The sequence below is a fragment of the Paraburkholderia sp. RL18-101-BIB-B genome, assembly GCF_046026985.1.
In the GTDB taxonomy this organism is placed as follows: domain Bacteria; phylum Pseudomonadota; class Gammaproteobacteria; order Burkholderiales; family Burkholderiaceae; genus Paraburkholderia.
Genome location: NZ_JARESV010000050.1, coordinates 16,800 through 40,005 on the forward strand (window position 1 = coordinate 16,800; position 23,206 = coordinate 40,005).

The window sequence follows — 23,206 nt, forward strand, 5'->3', positions numbered from 1 at the left end:
GCGTCGGCGCCTGGTCCCATGTGAGTTTTTACGACATTTTTTCTTGAGACGCATCCACGCGAAATCTACACTTCGAGCATCTTGATACCACGAGGTGCTCAACGTGAAGCGACGTGCAACGAAGCAACAATCCGTTCGTATCGACTACGTGTGTCACGGCATGGGCCGTGTCGAATTGCGCCGCTTCGATCCGGCACGCGATTCGTTCGTCGCGTTGACGGCGTTGTTGCATCGGGCCTTCACGCCGCTCGGCGCGATGGGCCTCAATTGCACGTGCGTGGATCAGACCGTCGAGACCACACGCTTGCGCGCAACGCGCGGCGATTGCTACGTGGCGGTGTGCGACGGGCGCATCGTCGGCACGATGACGCTCTATGCGACGGACCGTGAATCGCCGTGCGATCTATATCGTCGCGACGATATCGCCAGCATGCGCCAGTTCGCGGTCGAGCCGGTGTGGCAGTCGCGCGGTATCGGTACATTGCTGATCGCATTCGCCGATCATTGGGCCGCGACGCGAGGTTATGCCGAGCTTGCGCTCGACACGCCGCAACCGGCAGCGCATCTGATCGCGTTTTATCGTGGACAGGGGTTTCGTATCGTCGATTTCGTGCGCTTCGACGGCAAGCGTTACGACAGCGCGATCTTGAGCAAGCCGCCGGTGGCGACGCGTACGCTCGCTAACTGGTCGCATCGATTGAGCGTGCGTGCGCCGATTGCGCGCGCGGCGTGAAGACGAGGAAGCGACAACGAAGAGCGGGGAAGTGCTGCGGTGCAATGCGCTGTGTAGAACGCATGGATGAAGGTCGAGCCCGGAAATGAAAACCCCGGTGCGGGCAGCAACAATTGCAATACGGTACGGCAAGTATTGCAACGGATTGCTGATTCTCGCGCCGGGGCAGGTGTGTTTCCGCCTAAACGGTCGAAGCGTTCATCAGCGTCGCATCACGCCCATCAGCAAGGTGACGAGGAAGATCACCACGAAGATGAAGAACAGGACCTTGGCGATTTCCGTCGCGCCTGCGGCAATGCCGCCAAAGCCGAATACCGCGGCGATGATTGCGATGATGAAGAAGATTGCAGCGTATCGAAGCATGGGGCCTCCCACCGATGGATTGCTGGATTGAAATGGAAAACGGCGACTCGTTGTGGGCACTGCGTGCTTTGACGGGTTATTTGCCGGCGAGCGGAATAGAGCAATACGTGTGCCCAGACCTGGGCGTGCGAGGGCGTGCGTCTGATCGGCGCGTCGGCGTGAAGGAAATTTCGTTTGAAGCCGGCGGCGAGAAGGCGGCTGTCGTATCCACGCCAACGCGGATTTCGACACGGCGGCGGCCGGCGTTCCAGACCCGAGCGTTCACGAATGAATGTGGGCTATAAGAGGTGCGCGGCCGGCGTCACCGGCCGCAGCAAGCAGCATGTCAATATAAGTCAGCTCATCAACGCGCGGCGGCGTCCGTCACTTCATCGTTCCAGTAGGGCGGCAATGCCTTATACGGATTGCCCCCGGCAAGCGACGTGACATACACGCCGCCCGCGCCATGCGTCTTCGCGTATTGCACGACGCCCGGCAATTGCGCGGCAGTCGCGCCATACACCATGTGCACGAAGCGGTTCTTCGGATAGGCGGCTTGCCAGCCCATCGGCTGATATTTTGCGTAACTCTTCGCAGTGCTTTCGAACACAACGAACTGGTCGGCCGTCGGCAGGCTTGCGTAGAGTTCTGGAATGTTGGTGCCCGGATTGGCCGTCACCGAGTAGGTGGCGTTCAGTCCTTTGATGTAGTTGTAGATCGACTGGTAGAACTGGATGTGCGACATCTGGCTATCGGACGTCATCTCGTCGATGAAAAAACCGTCTACCTTATACAGCGCCGCGTAGGTATTGATGTCGGCCACGACCGCGGAGAGCGAGCGCTTTCCGTACGAGGTGGATACGTAGCCCAGCACCTTGCCGCCCGCGGCGCGAAGCTTGGCGACGGCGGCGGCATAGTTCGGATCTTCCTTGACGCCGGGGCCGCTGTTCGGATTCAGGATGGCGGTGGTCGGCACTTTGCGCGCCGAGGTCACGAGACTGTTCCAGTTCGCGACGCTGCCGGTGGCGTTGAAGTAGGACGGTACGACGAGACTGGTGGCCGTGCTGCCCGCCGCGAAGGCCGTGCCGTTGAGGCATCCCAGCAACAGACCTGCGATGAGTCCGACGCGTTTCAGACACCTGCCGGTGCGCCCCGCAAGGCGGGTTCTTTCCGCCGATTCCAACGCGAAGACCGCACGCACACCCGCAACCGCACCCATTCCCCGATTTTCTTGCATGTAGCCTCCTGACGCGGTCTTTCGAAACCGCTGTCGATTGGCCCGCCGTGGACACGGCGGGCAACTGGCAAACTCCCGCAAGGGAGTCCCTATAGTTTTGCGTCGCCGGATCGCTCCGGGTTTGCCCAAACTGCGCTAACGGCATCCCTTGAGTTTTCTTTAGGGGGCCGATTTATTTTTTTGTCGTTTGATTCGAATCCCATCGAGAGTAACCAAAAAAATCGATTTCTGTTTTGCGTTTCGGTATTTATTGCAGCATGCCGCGGTGAGCCGAGCTTGAACGCTGGTCGAATACGCCTGTTTGACGGGGCTTAAAAATATTTGAAAGAGCGGAGAAAGAGTAGGGCAACGCCTCTCTTTCTCGCGATTTATTGATCGGAAGATTAAGCGCCAGCAAGATTGATCTGCCTGCTGCAGCGGTTTTCCAACACATTGCGGATCTCCTTGACGAATCGATTTTAAGCAGCCGCAACACTTGATATCGGTTGTGCTCAGGTGCGCAATCGTTTGCCTTTGAATTCAAGCGGATGCATTTACCACTATTTAACAATCCGGATTCCGCCGACGACATAAGCGAGCTTGAGACGCCACATGTCATGTGCTATCTTCCACCGCCTTACCAGTAATCAGACAAAAAGTCGGTATCGCATCCGGCGCAAAGTCAGTTTTTGCGCGATGTAAATAATGCCGACGGGCCGGCTCGAAAATCCGCTAGCGGAAACATTCTCCCCACAAGGAGAACGCCGCTCGCGTTCAGACTGAACGGGGTAAAGATTTTGGCGATGAAGAAGCGGACCCGGGCATGCGCCGGCGGGGACTCTTGCGGGGTGGTCGGACGTGCGGGCGAACGATTTCTTACGCGCACCTTGATAGCGGTAATGCTTGGCGCGGCCGGTATTGCACCGCTTGCGACTCATGCAGTGACACAGACGGAGGCTGCACCGCTGCAGTCCGCTGCCGCGGCGACCCGCTCCAACTCTGCCGCGTCTGCCCCCAACCTCGCTTTCTTCTATGCCGCCAATCCGCCTGTCGGCGAATTGCAAGCATTCGATGCCGTCGTCGTCGATCCCGCCACGGGTTTCGACCCGGCCGCTCATCCGCTCGCGCATACCACCTGGATCGCCCGCACCACCGGTGCCGAGTCCGCCGGATCGGCCGACGCATTCCTCTCCAGCCAGATCGAACCGCTGTGGCAGCGCGGCTATCGTGGCTTCCTGCTCGACACGCCCGCGGCCGTGGCCGCCGCCGGCCGCATTCATGAAGCGCATCCGGACGCGCGCCTCGTGGCGGGCGGCGCCGACGTCATGCGCAACGCGCTGCCGGTTGCGAAGTCGCTCTACGCGGTAGTCGGCGATTCGCTGGTGCGTGGACTCGGCGACAGCGGCCAGCTTCTCGACGTCCCCGAATCGTTGCGCGCGCAACGCATTGCGGATGCGCGCGCATTCACGCAGCAAAGCGGCGTGCCGGTGGTGTCCGTGGAATATTGCGCGCGCAACGACCGGCAATGCGCCCGCGACACGGCGGCGCGCGTCGTGTCGGCCGGCATGCTGCCTTATGTGACAAGCAAGGCCCGCGACGTGGTCGGCATCGGCAAGATCGAAGTGCTGCCGCGCAAGATTCTCGTCGTGCAGGACCGCGACACCCAGGATCCGCTCGACCTGAGCGCGGGTGTGCGCGATCTGGCCACGCCGCTCAACTACATGGGCTACGACGTCGAGTACGCCGATTTCTCGTCGCGTCTGCCGGACGCCATCACGCCGGATCGCTACGCGGGCGTCGTCGCGTGGATCCAGCGCGGCGCGGTGCCCGATCCCGAAGCGTGGCAACGCTGGGTCGCGGCACGCATGGCGGATCACGTTCCCGTCGCGTTCCTCGGCCAGTTCGGCTTCGACGCGGCCGGCTCGGCCGGCGCGGCGCTCGACCTGCAAGCCGTGGGGGGAACCCTGGCCGCGCCGGTCACGGTGGTCAAGAGCGATCCGATGGTCGGCTTCGAAATCAGCCCGAAGCCCGAGCCGCGTGATCTGCAAGGCGTGCGCGTGGGTTCGCGCAGCCAGCCGTTGCTGCGCGTCTCGGCCAACGGCGTGCTGCTCGATCAGGTCGCGCTGACGCCGTGGGGCGGCTATGCGCTCAGCCCGTACACCGTGGCGTCGCTCGACAGCATCGAGCAGGAGCGTTGGGCGATTCAGCCGATGGCGTTCATGAAAGCGGCGCTGCATCTGCAGGACATGCCGTCGCCGAGCGTCACGACCGAAAACGGCCGGCGTCTGCTCATGTCGCACGTGGACGGCGACGGTTTCGCCTCGCGCGCCGAATTTCCCGGTCCCGACTATTCCGGCGAAGCGCTGTATCAGCAGATCTTCACCCGCTATCAGGTACCGATGACGCTCTCGGTGATCGAAGGCGAAGTCGGCCCCAAGGGCCTGCATCCGGATATCTCGCCGCGTCTCGAAGAGATCGCGCGCAAGATGTTCGCGCTGCCGCATGTCGAGATCGGCACGCACACGTATTCGCATCCGTTCCAATGGGAGCAGGTGGACAGCAAGACCGGCGCGCAGGTGGACCGCGGAGGCGGCGACGCGGCGTTCTCGCTGAACATTCCGGGTTATCACTTCAATATCGACCGTGAGATCACCGGTTCGATCGACTACATCAACACGCGACTCGCGCCGCCCGGAAAGAAGACCGTGCTGCTGCAATGGTCCGGCGATTGCCGGCCGCCGGGTTTCGTCGTGCGCAAGGTGTACGAGGCCGGCGTCTACAACTTCAACGGCGGCGACACGGTAATCACCAGGTCAGCCAATAGCTGGACCAATATTGCGCCGATCGGCGTGGACAAGGGGCCGGGCGCGTATCAGGTGTATGCGCCGAATCAGGACGAGAACGTCTACACGAACGACTGGCAAGGTCCGTTCTATGGCTTTACGCGCGTGCTCGAAACCTTCTCGATGACCGACCGGCCACTGCGCTTCAAGCCGATCGACATTTACTACCACATGTATAGCGGCACCAAGGTCGCCTCGTTGCGCGCGCTCGACCAGATCTTTTCAACCGTGCTCAAGCAGCCGGTGATGCCGGTCTACGTGAGCGAGTACATCCGCAAGGTGCTCGACTGGCACACGTTCGCGGTGGCGAAAGAGGTGGGCCCGCAGGCGAGCGACTGGATCGTGCGTGGCAACGGCGAGGTGCGTGAGTTGCACTGGCCACAAGCGGCCAAACCGTCGCTGGATAACGCGTCGGGCGTGACCGGCTTTGCAGCGGGTCCAGACGGCACGTATATCCATATCGACGGCGGCAACGCCCGCTTTGCGATCGGCAGCGCGGCGGCCACACAGACGGCGCCGTATATCGGCGAAGCCAACGGTTTCGTGCGCAACTTCCGGCGCACGGCGCAGGGCGTGCGTTTCGAATTCGCCGGTCACTACCAGCCATTCGTGAAACTGGCCAACGCGCAGCAGTGCAAGGTCAGCGTCAACAAGCAGGCTGTCGCCACGCGTCGCGACGGCGAGTTCCTGCGTTTCGATACACCGGCTGACGTCGGACAGAAACTGAACTACCAGTCAGTCGAGGTCGCCTGTGGCCGCTAATCGCCCTCGCATCGCGCCCACGTGGCTCGTCCTGCTGCTCGCGGGCGTCGTGCTGATCACGCTGTATCTCGTGCATCCGCGCGGCGGCCTGCGTAGCCGGATGACGTCGACCGACGCGCCGAGCGATCTCAGCATCGCCTACCTCGAAGCATGGCTGCGCGTGCAGCCCGACAACACGGAAATCCTCTCGGTGCTCGGCACGCAGTACGTGCATCTGGGCCGCAACGAGGACGCGCGCCGTATCGCCGCCCGCATGGAAGCGATTCCGAGCGATCACATGCGCCGCGCGGCGCAGTTGCTGCGTCTAACGGTCGATACGCGCGAGACGTTTGCGCTGCCCGCCAACGATCCGGGCCGTGATGCCGCGCTCGCCCATTTGCGTACGCAGCTCACGAATGCGGCGGCGCTGACGTGGTCGAATGCCGATCTGCAGATGCTGGCGGAAGCAGCCGCCTCGGTGAACGCGCAACAGCTCGCCGGCCAACTCTATGCGCGCCTCGCTGAACAGGACCCCGCGCAGCAAACGCGCTGGAACCGCGAAGTGGTGCGCTTCGCCATGTATGGGGGCGACTATCGCGGCGCGGCGAACGGCTGGTTCCGACTGCAAGCGAGCGCTGCGACCTTCGATGCAAAGCGTCAGTGCTTTCTAGAAGGTATTCGGGCCTTGCAATCGGGCAATCTGCTAGATGAGGCGCTCGCGGCCGCCAACGAACACGGCGCCGCGTTCGCGCACGATCACGAAACGCTCGTCGTGTTGCTGAATCTGGCGCGCGCGGCGCATCGTCCGGATCTCGTCGACCGTTACGCGAAGGCGCTGGCCGGCTATGCGCGGGCTCAGCCTGATCAGGACGGCGCGCTGCGTCTCGTCGCCTTCATCCGCGAACGCTCGCGTGAAGACGGCTCGCAAGGGCAGTACGCGTATATGGATGGTCCGCAAGGCGGGGCCGGTGTAGCCATGCACACTCGCACGCACGGCTCGCGCGATGTGCATCTCGTGCGCGTCGCGGTGTCCAGCGCTGCGTCTGCGCCTGCCGCCGCGGCGTCGAGTCCCGCAGCAGCTGCGCCTGCGGCGCCGTCTGCCGCATCGAACTCCGCAGCCGCATCGAACGACGTCCCGAGCCTCCTTTACCAGTCCTTCCTCGAATCGAGCGATCTGCCGAACGCCCAGCGCGTCGCTACCGAGCAGGTCAGCAAGAACCCAGGCTCGCCGGTCTGGACCAAGCGCCTTGCTCAGGTCGCCGAATGGAACCATGCGTCGCCGCTCGCCTTGCAGATGTGGCTCGCTTACGCACAGACCACGCACGATCCGGAAGGCTGGAAAAACGTCATGCGCCTCGCGCCGATGCTCAACGACGACAATGCCTATCTGGCGGCGTTGATCCAGGCATCGAATGCGGCGCCCGGCGATCTCAAGCTGGTCGACTCGGTGGTTGCGGCTTACGAGCGTCTCGGCCGTCCGGACGACGCGCTGGCTTTCCTGCGCGGCCGCCAACGCAATTCGCCGGCTGAAGCAATCGATTCGCGCCTGGGTCAGCTCGCCGAGCGCTCCGGTCAGGACGACGAAGCGCTGACCTACTATCGCAAGCTGAATCAGCTCTATCCCTCGAACACGCAATACGCGCTGCGCACGGCGAGCCTTTTGTATCGCCACGGCGACTACAAGGGCGCGCTCGACACGCTGCTCGCCGCGCGACGGGGCGCCAAGGACGACGACGTGCTGTTCTGGCGCAATGCCGCGCAACTCGCGCGTCTGCTGCAACGCGACGACATTGCGAACGACGCCTACAAGCATCTATTGGCGAGCGGCCAGGCCACACCCGAAGACCTGAGCGCGATGACGTACTTCTACGACGCGTATCCGGTCGACGCGGCTCGCACGTCCGAGTTGCAGTTCCGCCGCGACCACTCGCAGCGCGCGCTGCAGAGCGCGATTCACTATTACACGGATGCGGAGCAATACGACCGCGTCGACGCGTTGCTCAAGAGCCTGACGCCCGAACAACTGACGGCTGGCGAAGCCGACCCCGCGTTCCTGCGCGTGCGGGCCGAATACTATCGCCAGACCGATCGTCCGCTCGACGCATTACACGATCTGCAGCACGCGGTGTCGCTGCCCGGCGCGACGCTCGACTTGCGTGCCGCGCTGCTCTGGACGCTGGTGGACTACGGCAGCGAAGCGCAATTGCGCGAGGCTGTCGCCGAATGGCGCGATGCGCCCGCGCAGGCGCCGGCCTTGTGGGGCCCGCTGGCCGCCGCGCTGATGCGTCTGAACCGGCCGGAAGCCGCGTTGAAATATCTGCGACTGCAGTCGGCGTCGATGTCGCGCGATCCGTTGTGGCAACTCACCTACGCCGAAGCGCAGGAAATGGCGGGGCGCAGCGATCTCGCGTGGTCAATCCGTCGCAACGTCTGGCGTCAGATGCAGCAGGAAGAGGCCGAAGTTCGCGCCAACAGCGCGCAAGGGCAGATCGTGCTGCGCACGCGCGCTTTACAGGGCAGCGAAGTGCGCGAGCAGATGCTCGGCCGCCAGGTCACGCTCGCGTCGATCTTCGAAAACGCGGACGTGTCGAAGGCTTTCCTGATCGATCTGCTCGCCAGCGACGCAGGCCGCAACGACAACGCCGAAGCACGCCGCACGCTGCTCGGCGATGCGGCCGGCCTGCCGCCCGCGCAACCCGTGAAGGCGCACGTGGCCGCGAAGTCGCCGGATCAGGCGCAGTTGACTTCGTCGGTGGCGCGCGACGTGGCGCTCGCCTGGGCGATGTCGCATGAAGCGAATCCGTTGGCAAAGCGCTGGCTGGCTCGCCAGTACGCCAATGTGCTCGTGCAGCCTTCGGAGCAGTTGATCGCGATCGCGCTTGCTGAAAACGACAAGCCCGCGATGGAGCGTCTGCTCGACCAGCAAGGCGCGCGTTTGCCGCTCTACAACCGTATCGACGCATCGATCGCGGTGGATCGTCCGGGCGCGGCTGAAAACCTCGCGTTTCAAGGCCTGGAAGGCGCGCCCTACGATTCGGAACTGCATAGCCGGCTGGAGCAGACCGCGTTGACGTGGCCGCAATCGCTCGACGCGACGGTGAACAGCTTCGTCGAACATCCGCTCGATTACGTCGAGCAGACGTTAGCGGGCAGCATCAAGATTGCTGATTTCTACATGGTCGGCGTGAACGGTGTGCAGCGCTTCCAGCACTCGACGGACGAGTCGCAACTGACCAACGTGCCGTCGGTGGATCGGTCCGTGGAATTTTTCGCGCGGCGTCAAACGTACGACACGGCTTTCATGGTGACAGCCGGCCGCCGCGAAGCGCTCGACAGTTTCTATAGCGTGGCGGTGGCAGCCGAGTGGGGCAGGAACTCGCCGTTGTCGGTGGCCGTCAAGGCAGGCCGCAATCAGACGGCGCGTGAATCGCAGGCACTGCTGGTCGGCGGCATGAAGGACAACGTAATCGGTACGGTCACGTATCGCATGACGCAGAATCTGTACGCCACGGGCAGCGTCGAAGCGGATCGTTTCTATAGCCAGGCACGCAATTACCTCGGCAGCGGCGTGCTGTCGACGGGCGAGATCGGCTATCGGATCCGCACGAACTATCCGGACTACACGTTCCGCCTGGTCGGCGCGCATGGCGACTACGGCGCGAGCGGCAACGCCGACGCCCTGATTTCAAGGCTGGTCCCGGCAGCCGCCGGGCCGGTCACCGCGTCGACTTTCATCCCGCAGACATACTCGCAATACGGCTTTTTCTTCGGTTTCGGCAACGATCTGATCGACCAGTACACGCGCGCGTGGCGGCCGTTCCTCGACGTGGGCCTACAGCACGACTCGAATCAAGGCTGGGGGCCGGCGATCAGCCTGGGGCTCGCGGGCACGATCTTCGGCGGCGATCACGCGGCAATCTACTTCTCGCATCAGCGCGTGTCGCATCTCGGCACGCCCGTGACCCAGATCGGCGCACGGTATAGCTGGTTTTATTGAACCGGATTTCGAATACATATCCAAAGGAGCATTCTTCATGGTCGGCATTAAACGATTGGTTCGTACGAGCGCCTGGTGTGCCGCGGCAACCGCGCTGGCTCTGGTGGTGAGCGCATGCGGCACGGTGCGTCAGACCTCGGGCCCGGCGCTCTCGCGCGGCGACAAAGTGGCGGTGGTGTCGATCGCCAACTACACTGAAACGCCGGACGCAGGCCATAGCGCCGAGTCGATCGCGGCCAACACGCTGCGCGCGGGCGGTATCGCCGATGTGCGCATCGCGCCGGCCGATTCGAGCCGCAATGCGATGTTCGACACCACGCAGCGCGCCGATGGCGACAAGGCGCTGGAATGGGCGCGTTCGCAGAACGCCCGCTATGTGCTGTCGGGCGCCGTCGAAGAATGGCGCTACAAGACGGGCGTGGACGGCGAGCCGGTGGTCGGCGTGACCTTCGAATTGATCGACGTGTCGAACGGCGCCGTGGTGTGGAGCGCGACGGGTACGCGTACGGGCTGGAGCCGCTCGGGTCTGTCGAGCGTGGCGACTTCGTTGATCGGCAAGGTTCTGTCGCCGTTGCAAGCGCGCCAATAAGGACGCCGGTAAGCATATCCCCAAGGTTGCGGCTTGCGCCCGAAGTGCGGGCCGCAAGCTGAAACCCGACATGTGAAAAGGAAATGGCCGTGAATACCGCAGCCGTGGAAAACAACCCGGGCGCCTCGAAGCCGCGCCATGCGCATCCGTTCGGCAATCTCGGACGCGTGCGCCGCTTGCTGGCGCCCGCGGTGGCGCGGCCGTTCGCGATCGTTGAAACTGTCGTGCTCGTGCTGGTCGTGCTGGCCGTGGCCCGCTGGCTTCATCCTGAAGACCCGTTGCTGCTGCACGCCGGTTTTCCGTGGCTGTGGCTGGTGCCGTTGCTGGTGGCGTTGAGATATGGCAGCCTGCTCGGTCTGCTGAGCGGTGCTTTCATGCTCGGTGCATGGACGCTCTTTTATCAGCATGGCGATCCGTTCCCCACGCTATATTTCGCGGGCGGTTTGATCCAGACGATTCTCGCCGGGCATTTCGGCGATACGTGGGGCAGCCGCGCCGGGCGCGCATCCTCGTTGAATGACTACCTGAACGACCGTCTCGTGGCGTTGACCAACAGTCACTATCTGATGCGGCTCTCGCACGAGCGGCTCGAAAAGGACCTGCTGTCCCGCCCGACCACGTTGCGCGATTCGATTACCGAATTGCGCCGTCTCTCGGTCGCCACCGATACGGCGCTCGCCGTGCCGGCGGCGGGCAAGGAAAGCGACCCGCTGGGCGGCGCGAGCGGTCTGCTCGAATTCGTCGCGCAGGCCTGCCAGATCGAAGTCGCGGCGCTGTATCCGGTGCATCACGGCAAGCTCGGCACTCAGGCCATCGCGCAGATCGGCGACGCGTTCGAACTCGCCATGCACGACGAACTCGTCACGCATGCGCTCAACACGCTGAGCGTCGCGCATCTGAAGAACGAAAACACGGTGGTGCCGGTCAGCCAGTACCTGGTCTGCGCGCCGCTGGTGTCCGCGGACGGTGAATTGCGCGCGCTGCTCGTCGTCAAGCGCATGCCGTTCCTGTCGCTCAATTTCGACAATCTGCAATTGTTGCTGGTGTTGCTCGGCTATTACGCGGACGGCGTCGAGCATTCCGCGTTCGTGCAACGCATTCTCGACCGCGTGCCGAATTGCCCGTACGAATTCGCGCTCGACCTGAGCCGCCTCACGCGTCTCCAGCAGAAGGCGGGCGTGGCGTCGTCGCTCGTCGCACTGGCGTTTCCGCGCGATGAAGAGGGCGACTCGCTGTTCGAGCACGTCATGCGCCGCCGTCGTTCGCTGGACGTGATGTGGCCAGTTCAGACCGCGAAGCAGTCGGTGCTGGTGAACCTGATGCCGGCCACCGACACGACCGGTATCGACGGTTATCTGGCGCGGATCGAAGCCAGCCTGACGGCCCAGTTCAACACCGACCTCGAACACGCGCGCGTCGGCGTTCACACGCTTCACCTCGAGGGCGACGAGCCGGGCGCGGCGCTGATGCGTCTTCTCAAACGAAGCGGCCTCGATGTCTAAGACCCTTTCTCTCATCGTCAGCGCGCTCGCGGCCGTGGTGGCCGTGATCGTGCAATATCTGGCGATCGCGAGCCTGCTGCAGCCGGCCGGCGCGATCGATCCTTTGCTGCGCTTTCTCGCGCTGCAAGCGGTGGCGGGACTCGCCGAAGCGGTCGCTTTCCGCGCGTGGCTGCCGGCGAATTATCGCGAGCCCCGCGTGGTGTCGTTCGTGTTCCTGTGGCTCGCCTGCACCTTCGTGCCGCTGTTCGGCGGCCTCGTGGTGCTGGTTAGCTGCCTCTGGGCAGCGCTCTTTCCGGGCGACAAGGACAGCGATCAACTCGCCGATGTGCCGCGGCCGGAATTCGTCACCTACCTGGTGTCGCGTGTGTCGCACGGCGGCGGCGCGCGGCTGCAGGCGCGTCTTGCCAACACCCAGGTGTCGCCCACCGACCGGCTGTCCGCGCTGGTGGCGATCCAGAGCATGCCCACTCGCACGACGGGCACGTTGCTGCGCGAGTTGCTTGCCGACCCACTCGAAGACATTCGCCTGATCGCTTACGGCACGCTGGATCACGCCGAAAACGAAATCATGCAGAAGATCTTCCGGACCAGCAAAGCGCTGGAAGCGACCGACAGCGACGTCGAACGCCATGCGCTCAACCGCATGCTCGCCGAGCTCTATTTCGAACTCGTGTACCAGAATCTGGTGCAGGGCGCGGTCTATCGCCATACGCTGCAACAGGCCGACCGCTACGCGCAGGCAGCGCTCGAAACCGATCCGGGCGACGCCGCGCTGTGGCTGATTCGCGGTCGTCTCTCGCTGGCGAGTGGCTTGCCGAATGCCGCGCACGAATACATCGGGCGAGCGCTCGCACTCGGTTTCCCGCGCGAACGGCTGGTGCCGTGGCTGGCTGAAGCCGACTTCCTGCGCGGCGACTACGCTCGTGTCGAGCAGCTTCTCGCATCACTGGGCAATGCTGCCGCGTTGCCCACACTCAAACCGGTTGTGAAGTACTGGTCATGATGAAAGAACTCCCGATCCGCCGTGCCGCCGATGCCGATGTCTGCCTGCTGCTCGAAGGCACGTTCCCGTTCGTGCGGGGCGGCGTATCGAGCTGGGTCAATGAAATGATCCGCTCGTACCCGGCAACCCGTTTCGCGATTGTCTTCATCGGCAGCCGGGAACAGGATTACAACGGTGCTGCTTACGCGCTGCCGGACAACGTCGTGCATATCGAAACGCACTATCTGTACGAGCAGGCCGTCGCGGACTTTCAGCCGCGCGCCGTCGATGGCGACGCCGCGGCCTTTGCCCGCTCGCAGAAATTGCATGACGCTCTGCGCGATCCGCGCAACGGCCGGGACGTGAGTGCGCTAATGGCCGACGTGATTCCGATGCTCGGGACCAACGGCGCGCTGAGCGAGGAACAATTCCTGTCGAGCCGCGCGGCCTGGGACACGATCGTCGATCAGTATCAGAAGTACTGTACCGATCCCTCGTTCACCGATTACTTCTGGACCGTGCGCATCATGCACAAGCCGCTGTGGCAGCTCGCGCGCGTCGCTGAAAAGCTGTTGCCGGCGAAGGTGTACCACACGGTATCGACGGGATATGGCGGCTTTCTCGGCGCACTGGTGCATTACCGCACGGGGCGTCCGCTGCTGATCTCCGAGCACGGCATCTATACGAAAGAGCGCAAGATCGACCTGCTGCAGAGCCAGTGGATTCGCGACAACCGCGGGGTGTTCGAGCGCGATATCTCGCGCGTCAGCTATTTCCGCGAACTGTGGGTGCGTTTCTTCGAAGCGATCGGCAAGCTCGCGTACGACGCGGCGGATGACATCGTCGCGTTGTACGAGGCGAACCGCCAGCGCCAGGTCACGGACGGCGCGCGCGCTGAGCGCACGCAATGCATTCCGAACGGCATCGACGTCGACGCGCTCGCGCCGCTGGTCGCCGAGCGCAAGCCGCGCTCACACAAAGTGGTGGCGCTGATCGGGCGCGTGGTGCCGATCAAGGACATCAAGACCTTCATTCGCGCGATCTTCATTGCGTCGCGCACCATGCCGGATCTCGAAGGCTGGATCATCGGACCGGAAGAGGAAGATCCCGCTTACGCGCTCGAATGCCGTGCGCTGGTGGAGAGTCTCGGGCTGAGCCGCAACGTGAAATTCCTCGGCTTCCAGCGTATCGACGACATGATGCCGAAAATCGACGTGATCGCGCTGACCTCGATCAGCGAGGCGCTGCCGCTGGTGGTGCTGGAAGGTTTCGCGGCCGGCGTGCCGGCTATCACGACGGACGTGGGTTCGTGCCGTCAATTGATCGAAGGCGTGGATGAGGAAGATCGCGCGCTCGGCTCGGCGGGCATGGTGGTGCAGCTCGCGGACCCGGCGGCATTCGCCCAGGCGGTGCTGTCGCTGATCGCCGACGAAACCCGCTGGCAGGCCGCGCAGCAGGCCGGACTCGCGCGCGTGCGCCGCTACTACACCAAGAAGCAGATGATCGACCGTTATCGCGCGCTGTATGAGCGCCTCGCCGCCATGCCGGACCGTGACCGTAACGGCACGGCCGCCGATGCGGCGCGCTGCCCGATGCACCACGGCACCCAATCCAAGGCAGAGCCGCGCGTGCAGCCGGCGCAGCCCGTTCAATCGCAGGAGACACGCTGATGGCGGGTATCGGCTTCGAATTACGCAAGATCATGCGCCGCGACACGCTGACCGGCGTGGCGCGCGCCTATGCCTACGCCGGCCTGATCAGTTCCGGCCCGCTGATCCTGTCGATCTTCGGCATCCTGATCATCGGGCTGATCAGTCTCACCTCGGTGATTCCGACCTTCGCGATCGTGCAGTTTCAGGTGTCGGTCACGTATCTGATCGCGCTCAGCCTGATTCTGACCGGGCCGCTGCAACTATCGTTCACGCGCTTCATCTCAGACCGGCTATTCGAAAAGCGCGACGACCTCGTGCTGTCGAACTATAACGGCGTGGTGCTGGTGTCGTCGGTGCTGGCCAGCGCGGTCGCGGTGATCGCGATGCTGGTGGGTTTCCGCGAGGAACCGCTGATCTACCGCTTGCTGATGATTACGGGCTTCGTCGTGGTCAGCAACATCTGGATCGCCGTGATTTTTTTGTCGAGCGTGAAGCAGTATCGGCAGATCCTCGTTGTGTTCGCCGTGGGCTATGCGTGCGTGGTGTGCCTTGCACTCGCGTTGAACGGCTATGGACTAGTCGGCTTGCTTGGCGGCTTCGTGGCGGGGCACATCGTGCTGCTCGCCGGTCTGTCGGGCTTGATCTACCGTAACTACCGCAGCGAGCGTTTCGTTTCGTTCGAGGTGTTCGAGCGGCGCTTCGCCTACCCGAGCCTCGCGCTGGTCGGCCTGTTGTTCAACATCGGCGTGTGGCTCGACAAGTTCATGTTCTGGTATGCGCCGGGCACGGGCACGCACGTGATCGGACCGCTGAATGCGTCGGTGATCTACGACATTCCGATTTTTATCGCCTACGTGTGCGTGATGCCAGGCATGGCGACCTTCCTCGTGCGCATCGAAGCGGATTTCGTCGAGTACTACGACGCCTTCTACGACGCGGTGCGCAGCGGCGCGACGCTGCGCCATATCAACGAAATGCGCGACATGATGGTGGGCAGCGTGCGTGCCGGTCTGTACGAAATCATCAAGGTGCAGACGGTCGTGCTGCTGCTGATCATCGCCTTCGGCGAGCGCGTGCTGGGCTCGCTCGGCATTTCGCCGTTGTATATGCCGCTGCTCGTCGTCGACGTGGTGTCGGCGAGTCTGCAGGTGTTGCTGCTGGGTCTGCTCAACGTGTTCTTCTATCTCGACGGGCGGCGCGTGGTGCTGCGGCTCACCGGTGCATTCGTCGTGCTGAACGGACTCTTCACCGGCATCACGCTCAGGCTCGGACCGGATTTCTACGGCTATGGTTTTGCGCTGGCGCTGCTGGTCGTGGTGGTGGCATCCGTAAAGGTGCTCGACCGCAAATTCATGTCTTTGGAATACGAAACGTATATGTTGCGGGGTTGAACCCAAGGCGTCGCTGTTTGCGACTCAAGATCGTGTTCGTGCTGCCGTTCTAAAGTGGCGACATCCCGGCGCGTTTGACGAGCGTGAATCGGCGCGCCGGCACCCTTAGCCTCACACCGTTCGACTTCGGATTCCACCATGCATCAGTATGATCCTGGCCCGCTTCGGCGGCCCGCGCGCGCGCGCCTTGCCGCCGACGTCCATTACGGCCGCCGCTTCGCGCAACGCTGGATCGGTGCGGCCGCGATCGTTGCGTCCTGCAGTCTGCTGGCAGCCTGCGGAGGCGGCGGCAGCGGTACGGGCGGCACGAATGGCGCAACGGTGTCGTCGACGAGTTCGGCCACCGGCAGCGCCACGAACTCCAGTAACGCCAGTAATTCCGGCAACTCGACCGGTTCGACGAACTCGTCCGGTTCGGGCAATTCATCGACGAATACCAATTCCGGCTCGAGCACCACGCCGACGATCTCGACGGCGCGCGCCTTGCCGGCGTCGCCGGTCTGGGCCGTCTATTACGGTCAGGGCAGCGCGATCAACATCGCCCACGCGGCGGCCACGTTCAAGCTGATCGTGATCGACGCGGATCCCGGCAACGGCACGCCCGCCTTCTCGGCCGCGCAGATCGCCGCGTTGAAGGCGAATGGCGCGAAGGTGCTCAGCTACCTGAATTTCGGTGCTTGCGAGAAATCGCGCACTTACTGGAACACGGTCCCGTCCGGCTTCGTGTCGTGCGGCGCGAATGCCTCGGCGCAAATCAGCAGATATTCGGGTTTCCAGGAATACTGGATGAATCCCGTCAACGCCGACTATCAGAACCTGATCGTCAACTACGTCGCGCCGCGTCTCGCGGCTACCGGTGTCGACGGATTCATGCTGGATAACTTCGAAATTGTCGGCCACGGCGCCAATGCGTCTACGGCCCCATGCGATGCAGCCTGCGCGCAAGGTGGCCTCGATCTCGTCAAGCGACTGCGCGACCGCTATCCGGATCTGGCGATGGTGCCGAATGCGGCGCCCGTGCAGGCCATCGGCGGGACGACGGGCGGTGTATCGTTTCCGTGGCTGATCGATGGCGTAATCGCGGAGCAGGTGTTCTTGCCGTCGACGAGCACGTCAGTCGTGCAGTTGTTGAAGTCATGGCAAAGCACCGAGCAGAATCTCGGCCGCAGCGCTTTCTTCGTGGGATCGCTCGACTATACGTCGTCATGCACGGCGAGTTCGACCGCGCAAACCGCGTGGACGGCGGCGCAGCAAACGGGCTTCAGTCCTTCGATCTCGACTGTGTCGCTTGATAGTATCTGCTGGTGGTCGTTCCTGCCTGTGGGTAGTTAGAACCGACAGCCAGAAACGGGCGACGTTGCCCGAACAACACGAAAGAGGAACCGGCTTTGTCCGAGCACGAGCACAACCACGACCGACGTTTCACCTTGCGCGCGCTGCTGCGTCGTGTCAGCCGGTTCGCGCGCATGGCCGCGCTCGGCGCGCTGGCTTCGGTGGCGCACGCGCAGAGCGCGGCGGACGCGCCGGCGGGACCGTCGGTGGCGCTGTATTACGGCGCGAATCCTCCCGTCGAAGAACTGGCCGCATTCGATGTCGTGGTGGTCGACCCCGACGCGCACTTCGATCCGCGCGCTCACGCGAAGGCGCATCCGGCGTGGTTCGCGTATGTGAGCGTCGGCGAGGTGAACCCGCATCGCGCGTATTACAGCGCCATGCCGTCCGCGTGGCTGCCGGGCGTCAACGAAGCGTGGGCCTCGCACGTGATCGATCAGACGGCCGCCGAATGGCCGGCGTTTTTCGTCGACAAGGTGATCTCGCCGTTATGGAAAAAAGGCTATCGGGGCTTTTTCCTCGACACGCTCGACTCCTACCATCTGATCGCCAAAACCGATGCCGCGCGAGCCGCGCAGGAAGCTGGACTGGTGCGCGTCATCCGCGCGATCAAGAAGCGTTATCCGAAGGCGAAGCTGATCTTCAACCGCGGGTTCGAGGTATTGCCGCAGATCCATGATCTCGCCTACATGGTGGCGTTCGAATCGCTGTACCGCGGTTGGGATGCCGGCAAGCAGCGTTATACGGAAGTGCCGCAGGCCGATCGCGACTGGCTGCTGATGCAGGCGGCGACCATCCGCGATCAATACAAGCTGCCGGTGCTGTCCATCGACTATTGCCCGCCCGCCGACGACACGTGCGCAACCGCCACCGCGGCACGGATTGCGCAAGCCGGCTTCGTGCCCTACGTCACCGACGGCGGACTCGCGACCGTCGGCGTGGGCGCGGCCGGGACCGGCAATGAGCGGCCGTGACACTCGAATTGAATAACTATAAAAGGGAATTTCGCATGGACTTGAAAGGCACGATTCTGGTAACCGGTGGCGCGGGCTTTATCGGCTCGCATACCTGTGTCGAATTGCTGAATGGCGGCTACGACGTGGTCGTGGTCGACAACCTGGTGAACAGCAGCCGCGAGTCGCTCAAACGCGTCGAGCAGATCACGGGCAAGCGCGTGGCGTTCTACGAAACGGATTCGCGCGATGAAGCGGCGTTGCAACGCATTTTCGATACGCACGCGGTGACTGGTGCGATTCACTTCGCGGCGCTCAAAGCGGTCGGCGAATCGGTCTCGAAGCCGATCGAGTACTACGACAACAATCTCGGCAGTCTGCTCACGCTGCTCTCGGTCATGCGCGCACGCGATGTGAAGCAGTTCGTGTTCAGTTCGTCGGCCACGGTGTACGGCGTGCCGAAGACCTCGCCGATCGACGAATCGTTTCCGCTGTCCGCCACCAATCCGTATGGACAAACGAAGCTGATCGCCGAACAGATCCTGCGCGATCTGGAAGTATCCGATCCGGCCTGGCGCATCGCCACGCTGCGTTATTTCAATCCGGTCGGCGCGCACGAGAGCGGTCTGATTGGCGAAGACCCGGGCGGCGTGCCGAACAACCTGATGCCGTATGTCGCGCAAGTCGCCGTCGGCAAGCTGGAGAGGCTGCGCGTGTTCGGTGGCGACTACGACACGCCGGATGGCACCGGCGTGCGTGACTACATCCACGTGGTGGACCTCGCGCGCGGACACCTTGCCGCGCTCGACGCGCTGGTCGAGCGCGATGCGAGCTTCGTCGTGAATCTCGGCACGGGGCAAGGCTATAGCGTGCTGGACGTGGTGCGCTCGTTCGAAAAGGCGTCGGGCAAGCCGGTGCCTTATGAAATCGTCGCGCGCCGTCCGGGCGACGTCGCGTCCTGTTTCGCCGATCCGGCCGCGGCGGAAAAGCTGCTCGGCTGGCGCGCGCAATACGGCATCGAACGCATGTGCGCCGACCATTGGCGCTGGCAATCGACCAATCCCGCCGGTTACGCCTGAAGCTCGACTCGATTCGGGGCGGCTCGCCTCATCCGATACAACATCACGTGGGAAAGCAAATTTATGTGTGGCATTGTCGGCGCGGTAGCGCAACGTAACATCGTCCCGGTTCTGATCGAAGGACTGCGGCGTCTGGAATATCGCGGTTACGACTCGTGCGGTGTCGCCGTGCTGGCCGAAGCCGGCCCGCGCCGCGCGCGCAGCACGGCGCGCGTCGCGGACCTCGACGCGCAGGCACGCGAGACGCATCTCGAAGGCGGCACGGGCGTCGCGCACACGCGTTGGGCGACGCACGGCGCGCCGGTCACGGACAACGCGCATCCGATTTTCTCGAACGACGAGTTGGCGTTGGTGCATAACGGCATCATCGAAAACTACGAGCCGTTGCGCGAGATGCTGCGCGCGAAGGGTTACGTGTTCGTTTCGCAAACCGACACCGAAGTGGTCGCGCACCTCGTGCATAGCCTGTATCGCGGCGACCTGTTCGAGGCGGTTCGCGAAGTCGTGAAGCAACTGGACGGCGCGTACGCGATCGCGGTCGAACACAAGGCGCATCCGCATCTGGTGGTGGGCGCGCGGCAAGGCTCGCCGCTCGTCGTCGGCATCGGCGAAGGCGAGAATTTCCTCGCGTCGGATGCGCTGGCTTTGGCCGGCGAGACCGAGCGCTTCATCTTCCTGGAAGAGGGCGATGTGTGCGAGCTGACGCTCGAGCGCGTGCGGGTCGTGAGCCGCGACGGCGCCGACGTAGCGCGCGAAGTGCGCACGGTGGCCGCGTATGGCGGCGGCGTGGAACTCGGCCCATACCGGCATTTCATGCAGAAGGAAATCTTCGAGCAGCCGCGTGCGATCGCCGACACGGTGCCGCAAGGCGAGTCGCTCGATACGTCGCTGTTCGGTCAAGCGGCCGCCGCCGTGTTTGCGGATATCGACAGTCTGTTGATTCTCGCGTGCGGCACCAGCTATTACTCGGGACTGACGGCTAAATACTGGCTCGAATCGATCGCGAAGATTCCCACTCAGGTCGAAATTGCCAGCGAATACCGCTATCGCGATTCGGTGCCGAATCCGAAGGCGCTGGTGGTCGTGATTTCCCAATCCGGCGAAACGGCCGACACGCTCGCTGCGTTGAAGCATGCGCAGTCGCTTGGGCATCAGCACACGCTGTCGGTCTGCAACGTGGCGACGAGCGCGATGGTGCGGCTGACGTCGCTGTCGTTTCACACGCACGCGGGCCGCGAGATCGGCGTGGCGTCGACCAAGGCGTTCACCACGCAACTGGTCGGCCTGTTCGTGCTCGCCGCGACGCTGGGCAAAATCCGCGGCACGGTGAGCCCGGAACAGGAAGCGGACTATGTGCGCCAGTTGCGCCATCTGCCGGCCGCGCTGAACGCCGTGCTGGCGCTGGAGCCGCAGATCATCGCGTGGTCGGAGAAGTTCTCGGGCAAGGAAAGCGCGCTGTTCCTCGGACGCGGTTCGCACTATCCGATCGCACTCGAAGGCGCGCTCAAGCTCAAGGAGATTTCCTATATTCACGCGGAGGCTTATCCCGCCGGTGAATTGAAACACGGCCCGCTGGCGCTCGTCACCGATGCGATGCCGGTCGTGACGATCGCGCCGAACGATGCGCTGCTCGAGAAGCTGAAGTCGAATCTCCAGGAAGTGAAGGCGCGCGGCGGCGAGCTTTATGTGTTTGCGGATGCGGACACGCGGATTGGCAGTGAGCCGGGGATTCACGTGATCAGAATGCCGGAGCACTATGGGCCGTTGTCGCCGCTTTTGCATGTGGTGCCGTTGCAATTGCTCGCTTACCACACGGCGTGCGCGCGTGGGACGGATGTCGATAAACCGAGGAACCTGGCGAAGTCGGTTACGGTGGAGTGAAGGGTTAGCGGCGGGGCGGGCGGCGGCGGCTCCCCGTCGGCTTTGCTGTTGAATGGTTGCCTGCCAAAGCTTGCTCAGAGTTTTGATCATCGTTCACGAACCGCAGGGCGACCACATTCTCCTCTTCCTTACTCGTTGGCGTCATGACCCGAGCGCAAGCTGTTCGGCGCGACGATCATTGGATTGCGCAAAGACCTGTATGGATGTACAGTATCCGGCATGGGATTTCGTTGCGCCGGCGTGATTGTGGCGGCGTGATCGATGGCGCATAGGGAGAGAACATGTTTCGATTTTTGGGCTTGGGCGCTCTGCTGTTCGCGGTGGCTTCGACGGCCATGGCCGGCGCACACTACGTCGAAGTCTGGAACCCGCCGGAAGCACGAGCGAGCATGCCGCATCGCGCGGTCGTTGCCCATCGACCTGCCGGTGGTCGGCACATCGTTCCTCATGCCGTGAAAGCCCGCGCGCGGCCTGCATCGGCGCCAGTTGCCAGGCTCGTCGCGAAAACGGACCGGCGGGAAAACGTGCCTGTTCATGCGCCGGACATGTCGGAGATTCCGCGGCAGATCACGCCCGAGGGCAATGTGTTGCGGGTGGATTCGCGCGGCATGACGGCTGAGGTGACGCGCTGATGGAGTCCCAGACTTATCACGGCTACACCGTCTGGGGGCACGCCATCTTGCAGCAGGAGGACATCTTGCAGCCCGAGCGCTACGCCGCTAGCGGGACCGTTACGCTCGCCGGCAAGCTGATCGAAGCGTCGGGCATTCTCGCCCACTTCGATACTGAGGAAGAAGCGCAGCGCGCAGGACTCGAGTGGGCGCGTGCCTGGATCGATAGCCACGGGTGACCGGCAAAAAAAGCCGGCGATAGCCGGCTTGAATGGTCCTGGTTTCCGAGGCTTCCAGAACCTGAGAGAAGGTGAGGGCTGCGTCTGACGGTCACTGAGACAACGTCCCAAACGCACGACGCACCCTCAAGTCAAGATGCTGCGACTGCTTCGATTAAGAGACGCTTAAGCAGGCGTGAAGCGGCTGCATGAGCGTTGAGGTTCCCGAACCGCTCGTGAGCCAGAGTCTTCACTTTGCCGCACGAGCGGCCGTGATAATAGCCGCGGCAACTTCAGTCGGCTGCGACAGCATCGCAACGTGGCTCGCATTGACCTTGACCAGCGTGGCGCCGATCTGTTGCGCCATCGCGGCCTGCAAGGGCGCGGGGATCATGCGGTCCTTCTCCGTCAGCACGTACCACGACGGCTTGCTGTGCCACGCCGCGCTCGCCACCTTGTCGTCCGAGCAACCGGCAAACCAGGGGCCTTGTGTGGCCGCCACGATACGGGCCTGGGCCGGCGGGAGGTCCTGCGCGAAGTCTTTGATGATCCCGTTTGTCGACAGCGTCAGATAGCCGGCGGAATCCTTCTGCAACTCCGTCGCCCATGAAGGCGCGGGCTTGCCTTTGAGGATGTCGTTGATCGACTGACCGCTATCCGGGGCAAACGCCGCGACATAGACGAGGGCCTTGACCTTGTCGTCGTTGCCTGCCTGAGAGATCACCGCACCGGCCCACGAGTGGCCCACCAGAATGACGGGCCCGTTCTGTTGTTCAATGACGCGTTGCGTCGCCGCTGCATCGTCGTCGAGTGATTTGAGGGAGTTTTGCACCGCCACCACGTGCAGACCTTTTGCTTCCAGCAGCGGAATCACCTTGTTCCAGCTCGAGCCGTCGGCGAATGCTCCGTGCACCAGGACGACGTTTTTGCCTTTCAGATCGCCGTTCGGCGCGGCGGCGCTTGCCGGTGTGACAGCGGCCAGCGACAGCAAGCCTCCCAGCATCAACGTGGCAGCCAGGCACTTTTTCAGCAAGGTATTCATAATGTTCATCCTCTTCGTCAATTTCGTTGGGTAAGAAACAACTTGCGGATTGGAGGATGCGCCGATCGGCCGATTTCCTGTATCGGTCGAATGACCGAGCCG

At 63.2% G+C, this 23,206-nt stretch carries 18 protein-coding genes and 1 riboswitch; of the genes, 14 read left to right on the forward strand and 4 right to left on the reverse strand.

Annotation, left to right across the window (positions count from 1 at the left end):
- The first annotated feature begins 103 nt into the window (after positions 1–103).
- Positions 104–733, forward strand: coding sequence for a GNAT family N-acetyltransferase (locus P0D73_RS38360; protein ID WP_408435260.1), 630 nt, complete (start codon positions 104–106; stop codon positions 731–733).
- A gap of 201 nt (positions 734–934) precedes the next feature.
- Here P0D73_RS38360 and P0D73_RS38365 read toward each other — a convergent pair whose 3' ends face one another.
- From P0D73_RS38365 to P0D73_RS38375, 3 genes are all read right to left on the reverse strand, one after another.
- Complete coding sequence (locus tag P0D73_RS38365; protein WP_007182451.1) at positions 935–1,096, reverse strand: DUF1328 domain-containing protein; 162 nt, start codon at positions 1,094–1,096, stop codon at positions 935–937.
- Between the two features lie 343 nt (positions 1,097–1,439).
- Positions 1,440–2,312 carry a spherulation-specific family 4 protein gene (locus P0D73_RS38370; RefSeq protein ID WP_408435262.1) on the reverse strand — a complete coding sequence of 291 codons (873 nt, stop codon included), beginning with the start codon at positions 2,310–2,312 and terminating at the stop codon, positions 1,440–1,442.
- Between the two features lie 56 nt (positions 2,313–2,368).
- Positions 2,369–2,448, reverse strand: a riboswitch (cyclic di-GMP riboswitch).
- 111 nt (positions 2,449–2,559) lie between these two features.
- On the reverse strand, positions 2,560–2,745 hold the full coding sequence (locus P0D73_RS38375; protein ID WP_408435264.1) for a hypothetical protein: 186 nt from the start codon (positions 2,743–2,745) through the stop codon (positions 2,560–2,562).
- Positions 2,746–3,190: 445 nt separating this feature from the next.
- Between P0D73_RS38375 and P0D73_RS38380 the strand changes: the two genes are divergently transcribed.
- The 13 genes from P0D73_RS38380 (at position 3,191) to P0D73_RS38440 (ending at position 22,083) form a co-directional block, all read left to right on the forward strand.
- The gene (locus tag P0D73_RS38380) at positions 3,191–5,896 is read left to right on the forward strand and encodes a polysaccharide deacetylase family protein (protein ID WP_408435266.1); all 2,706 of its coding nucleotides are present in this window, start codon (positions 3,191–3,193) and stop codon (positions 5,894–5,896) included.
- Positions 5,886–9,872 carry a tetratricopeptide repeat protein gene (locus P0D73_RS38385; protein ID WP_408435268.1) on the forward strand — a complete coding sequence of 1,329 codons (3,987 nt, stop codon included), beginning with the start codon at positions 5,886–5,888 and terminating at the stop codon, positions 9,870–9,872. Before P0D73_RS38380 ends, P0D73_RS38385 begins: the two co-directional genes overlap by 11 nt.
- A gap of 37 nt (positions 9,873–9,909) precedes the next feature.
- Positions 9,910–10,461: an LpoB-related protein gene (locus P0D73_RS38390; protein ID WP_408181443.1), complete on the forward strand. Its 552-nt coding sequence runs from the start codon at positions 9,910–9,912 to the stop codon at positions 10,459–10,461.
- A gap of 89 nt (positions 10,462–10,550) precedes the next feature.
- Complete coding sequence (locus P0D73_RS38395) at positions 10,551–11,963, forward strand: PelD GGDEF domain-containing protein (protein WP_408181445.1); 1,413 nt, start codon at positions 10,551–10,553, stop codon at positions 11,961–11,963.
- Positions 11,956–12,966 (forward strand): tetratricopeptide repeat protein, encoded by a 1,011-nt coding sequence (locus P0D73_RS38400; RefSeq protein WP_408435270.1) that lies wholly within the window; start codon positions 11,956–11,958, stop codon positions 12,964–12,966. Before P0D73_RS38395 ends, P0D73_RS38400 begins: the two co-directional genes overlap by 8 nt.
- Positions 12,963–14,615 carry a GT4 family glycosyltransferase PelF gene (gene pelF / locus P0D73_RS38405; RefSeq protein ID WP_408435272.1) on the forward strand — a complete coding sequence of 551 codons (1,653 nt, stop codon included), beginning with the start codon at positions 12,963–12,965 and terminating at the stop codon, positions 14,613–14,615. Before P0D73_RS38400 ends, pelF begins: the two co-directional genes overlap by 4 nt.
- On the forward strand, positions 14,615–15,988 hold the full coding sequence (gene pelG / locus P0D73_RS38410) for an exopolysaccharide Pel transporter PelG (protein WP_408435274.1): 1,374 nt from the start codon (positions 14,615–14,617) through the stop codon (positions 15,986–15,988). The genes pelF and pelG overlap by 1 nt, the downstream gene beginning before the upstream one ends.
- Positions 15,989–16,126: 138 nt before the next feature.
- Positions 16,127–17,320 carry a glycoside hydrolase family 191 protein gene (locus P0D73_RS38415; RefSeq protein WP_408435276.1) on the forward strand — a complete coding sequence of 398 codons (1,194 nt, stop codon included), beginning with the start codon at positions 16,127–16,129 and terminating at the stop codon, positions 17,318–17,320.
- 56 nt (positions 17,321–17,376) lie between these two features.
- Positions 17,377–18,294, forward strand: a complete 918-nt coding sequence (locus tag P0D73_RS38420) for an endo alpha-1,4 polygalactosaminidase (RefSeq protein WP_408435278.1) — start codon at positions 17,377–17,379, stop codon at positions 18,292–18,294.
- A 35-nt stretch (positions 18,295–18,329) separates the two neighbouring features.
- Entirely contained in the window at positions 18,330–19,352 is a 1,023-nt protein-coding gene (gene galE, locus P0D73_RS38425) for a UDP-glucose 4-epimerase GalE (protein ID WP_408435280.1), read from the forward strand.
- Positions 19,353–19,415: 63 nt separating this feature from the next.
- Positions 19,416–21,233 (forward strand): glutamine--fructose-6-phosphate transaminase (isomerizing), encoded by a 1,818-nt coding sequence (gene glmS, locus P0D73_RS38430; RefSeq protein ID WP_408435282.1) that lies wholly within the window; start codon positions 19,416–19,418, stop codon positions 21,231–21,233.
- 281 nt (positions 21,234–21,514) lie between these two features.
- Positions 21,515–21,865: a hypothetical protein gene (locus P0D73_RS38435; RefSeq protein ID WP_408280194.1), complete on the forward strand. Its 351-nt coding sequence runs from the start codon at positions 21,515–21,517 to the stop codon at positions 21,863–21,865.
- Positions 21,865–22,083: a DUF6566 family protein gene (locus P0D73_RS38440; protein WP_408435283.1), complete on the forward strand. Its 219-nt coding sequence runs from the start codon at positions 21,865–21,867 to the stop codon at positions 22,081–22,083. The genes P0D73_RS38435 and P0D73_RS38440 overlap by 1 nt, the downstream gene beginning before the upstream one ends.
- A 229-nt stretch (positions 22,084–22,312) precedes the next feature.
- Here P0D73_RS38440 and P0D73_RS38445 read toward each other — a convergent pair whose 3' ends face one another.
- Positions 22,313–23,104: an alpha/beta fold hydrolase gene (locus P0D73_RS38445; RefSeq protein ID WP_408280197.1), complete on the reverse strand. Its 792-nt coding sequence runs from the start codon at positions 23,102–23,104 to the stop codon at positions 22,313–22,315.
- Positions 23,105–23,206 lie beyond the last annotated feature (102 nt).

Excerpts from the sequence above, each read along its gene's own strand:
- galE (WP_408435280.1), top strand. The coding sequence starts at position 18,330 with ATGGACTTGAAAGGCACGATTCTGGTAACCGGTGGCGCGGGCTTTATC.
- P0D73_RS38370 (WP_408435262.1), bottom strand. The coding sequence starts at position 2,312 with ATGCAAGAAAATCGGGGAATGGGTGCGGTTGCGGGTGTGCGTGCGGTC.
- P0D73_RS38375 (WP_408435264.1), bottom strand. The coding sequence starts at position 2,745 with ATGTGTTGGAAAACCGCTGCAGCAGGCAGATCAATCTTGCTGGCGCTT.
- P0D73_RS38435 (WP_408280194.1), top strand. The coding sequence starts at position 21,515 with ATGTTTCGATTTTTGGGCTTGGGCGCTCTGCTGTTCGCGGTGGCTTCG.
- P0D73_RS38400 (WP_408435270.1), top strand. The coding sequence starts at position 11,956 with ATGTCTAAGACCCTTTCTCTCATCGTCAGCGCGCTCGCGGCCGTGGTG.
- P0D73_RS38365 (WP_007182451.1), bottom strand. The coding sequence starts at position 1,096 with ATGCTTCGATACGCTGCAATCTTCTTCATCATCGCAATCATCGCCGCG.
- pelF (WP_408435272.1), top strand. The coding sequence starts at position 12,963 with ATGATGAAAGAACTCCCGATCCGCCGTGCCGCCGATGCCGATGTCTGC.
- pelG (WP_408435274.1), top strand. The coding sequence starts at position 14,615 with ATGGCGGGTATCGGCTTCGAATTACGCAAGATCATGCGCCGCGACACG.
- P0D73_RS38445 (WP_408280197.1), bottom strand. The coding sequence starts at position 23,104 with ATGAATACCTTGCTGAAAAAGTGCCTGGCTGCCACGTTGATGCTGGGA.
- glmS (WP_408435282.1), top strand. The coding sequence starts at position 19,416 with ATGTGTGGCATTGTCGGCGCGGTAGCGCAACGTAACATCGTCCCGGTT.
- P0D73_RS38415 (WP_408435276.1), top strand. The coding sequence starts at position 16,127 with ATGCATCAGTATGATCCTGGCCCGCTTCGGCGGCCCGCGCGCGCGCGC.
- P0D73_RS38390 (WP_408181443.1), top strand. The coding sequence starts at position 9,910 with ATGGTCGGCATTAAACGATTGGTTCGTACGAGCGCCTGGTGTGCCGCG.
- P0D73_RS38380 (WP_408435266.1), top strand. The coding sequence starts at position 3,191 with ATGCTTGGCGCGGCCGGTATTGCACCGCTTGCGACTCATGCAGTGACA.
- P0D73_RS38440 (WP_408435283.1), top strand. The coding sequence starts at position 21,865 with ATGGAGTCCCAGACTTATCACGGCTACACCGTCTGGGGGCACGCCATC.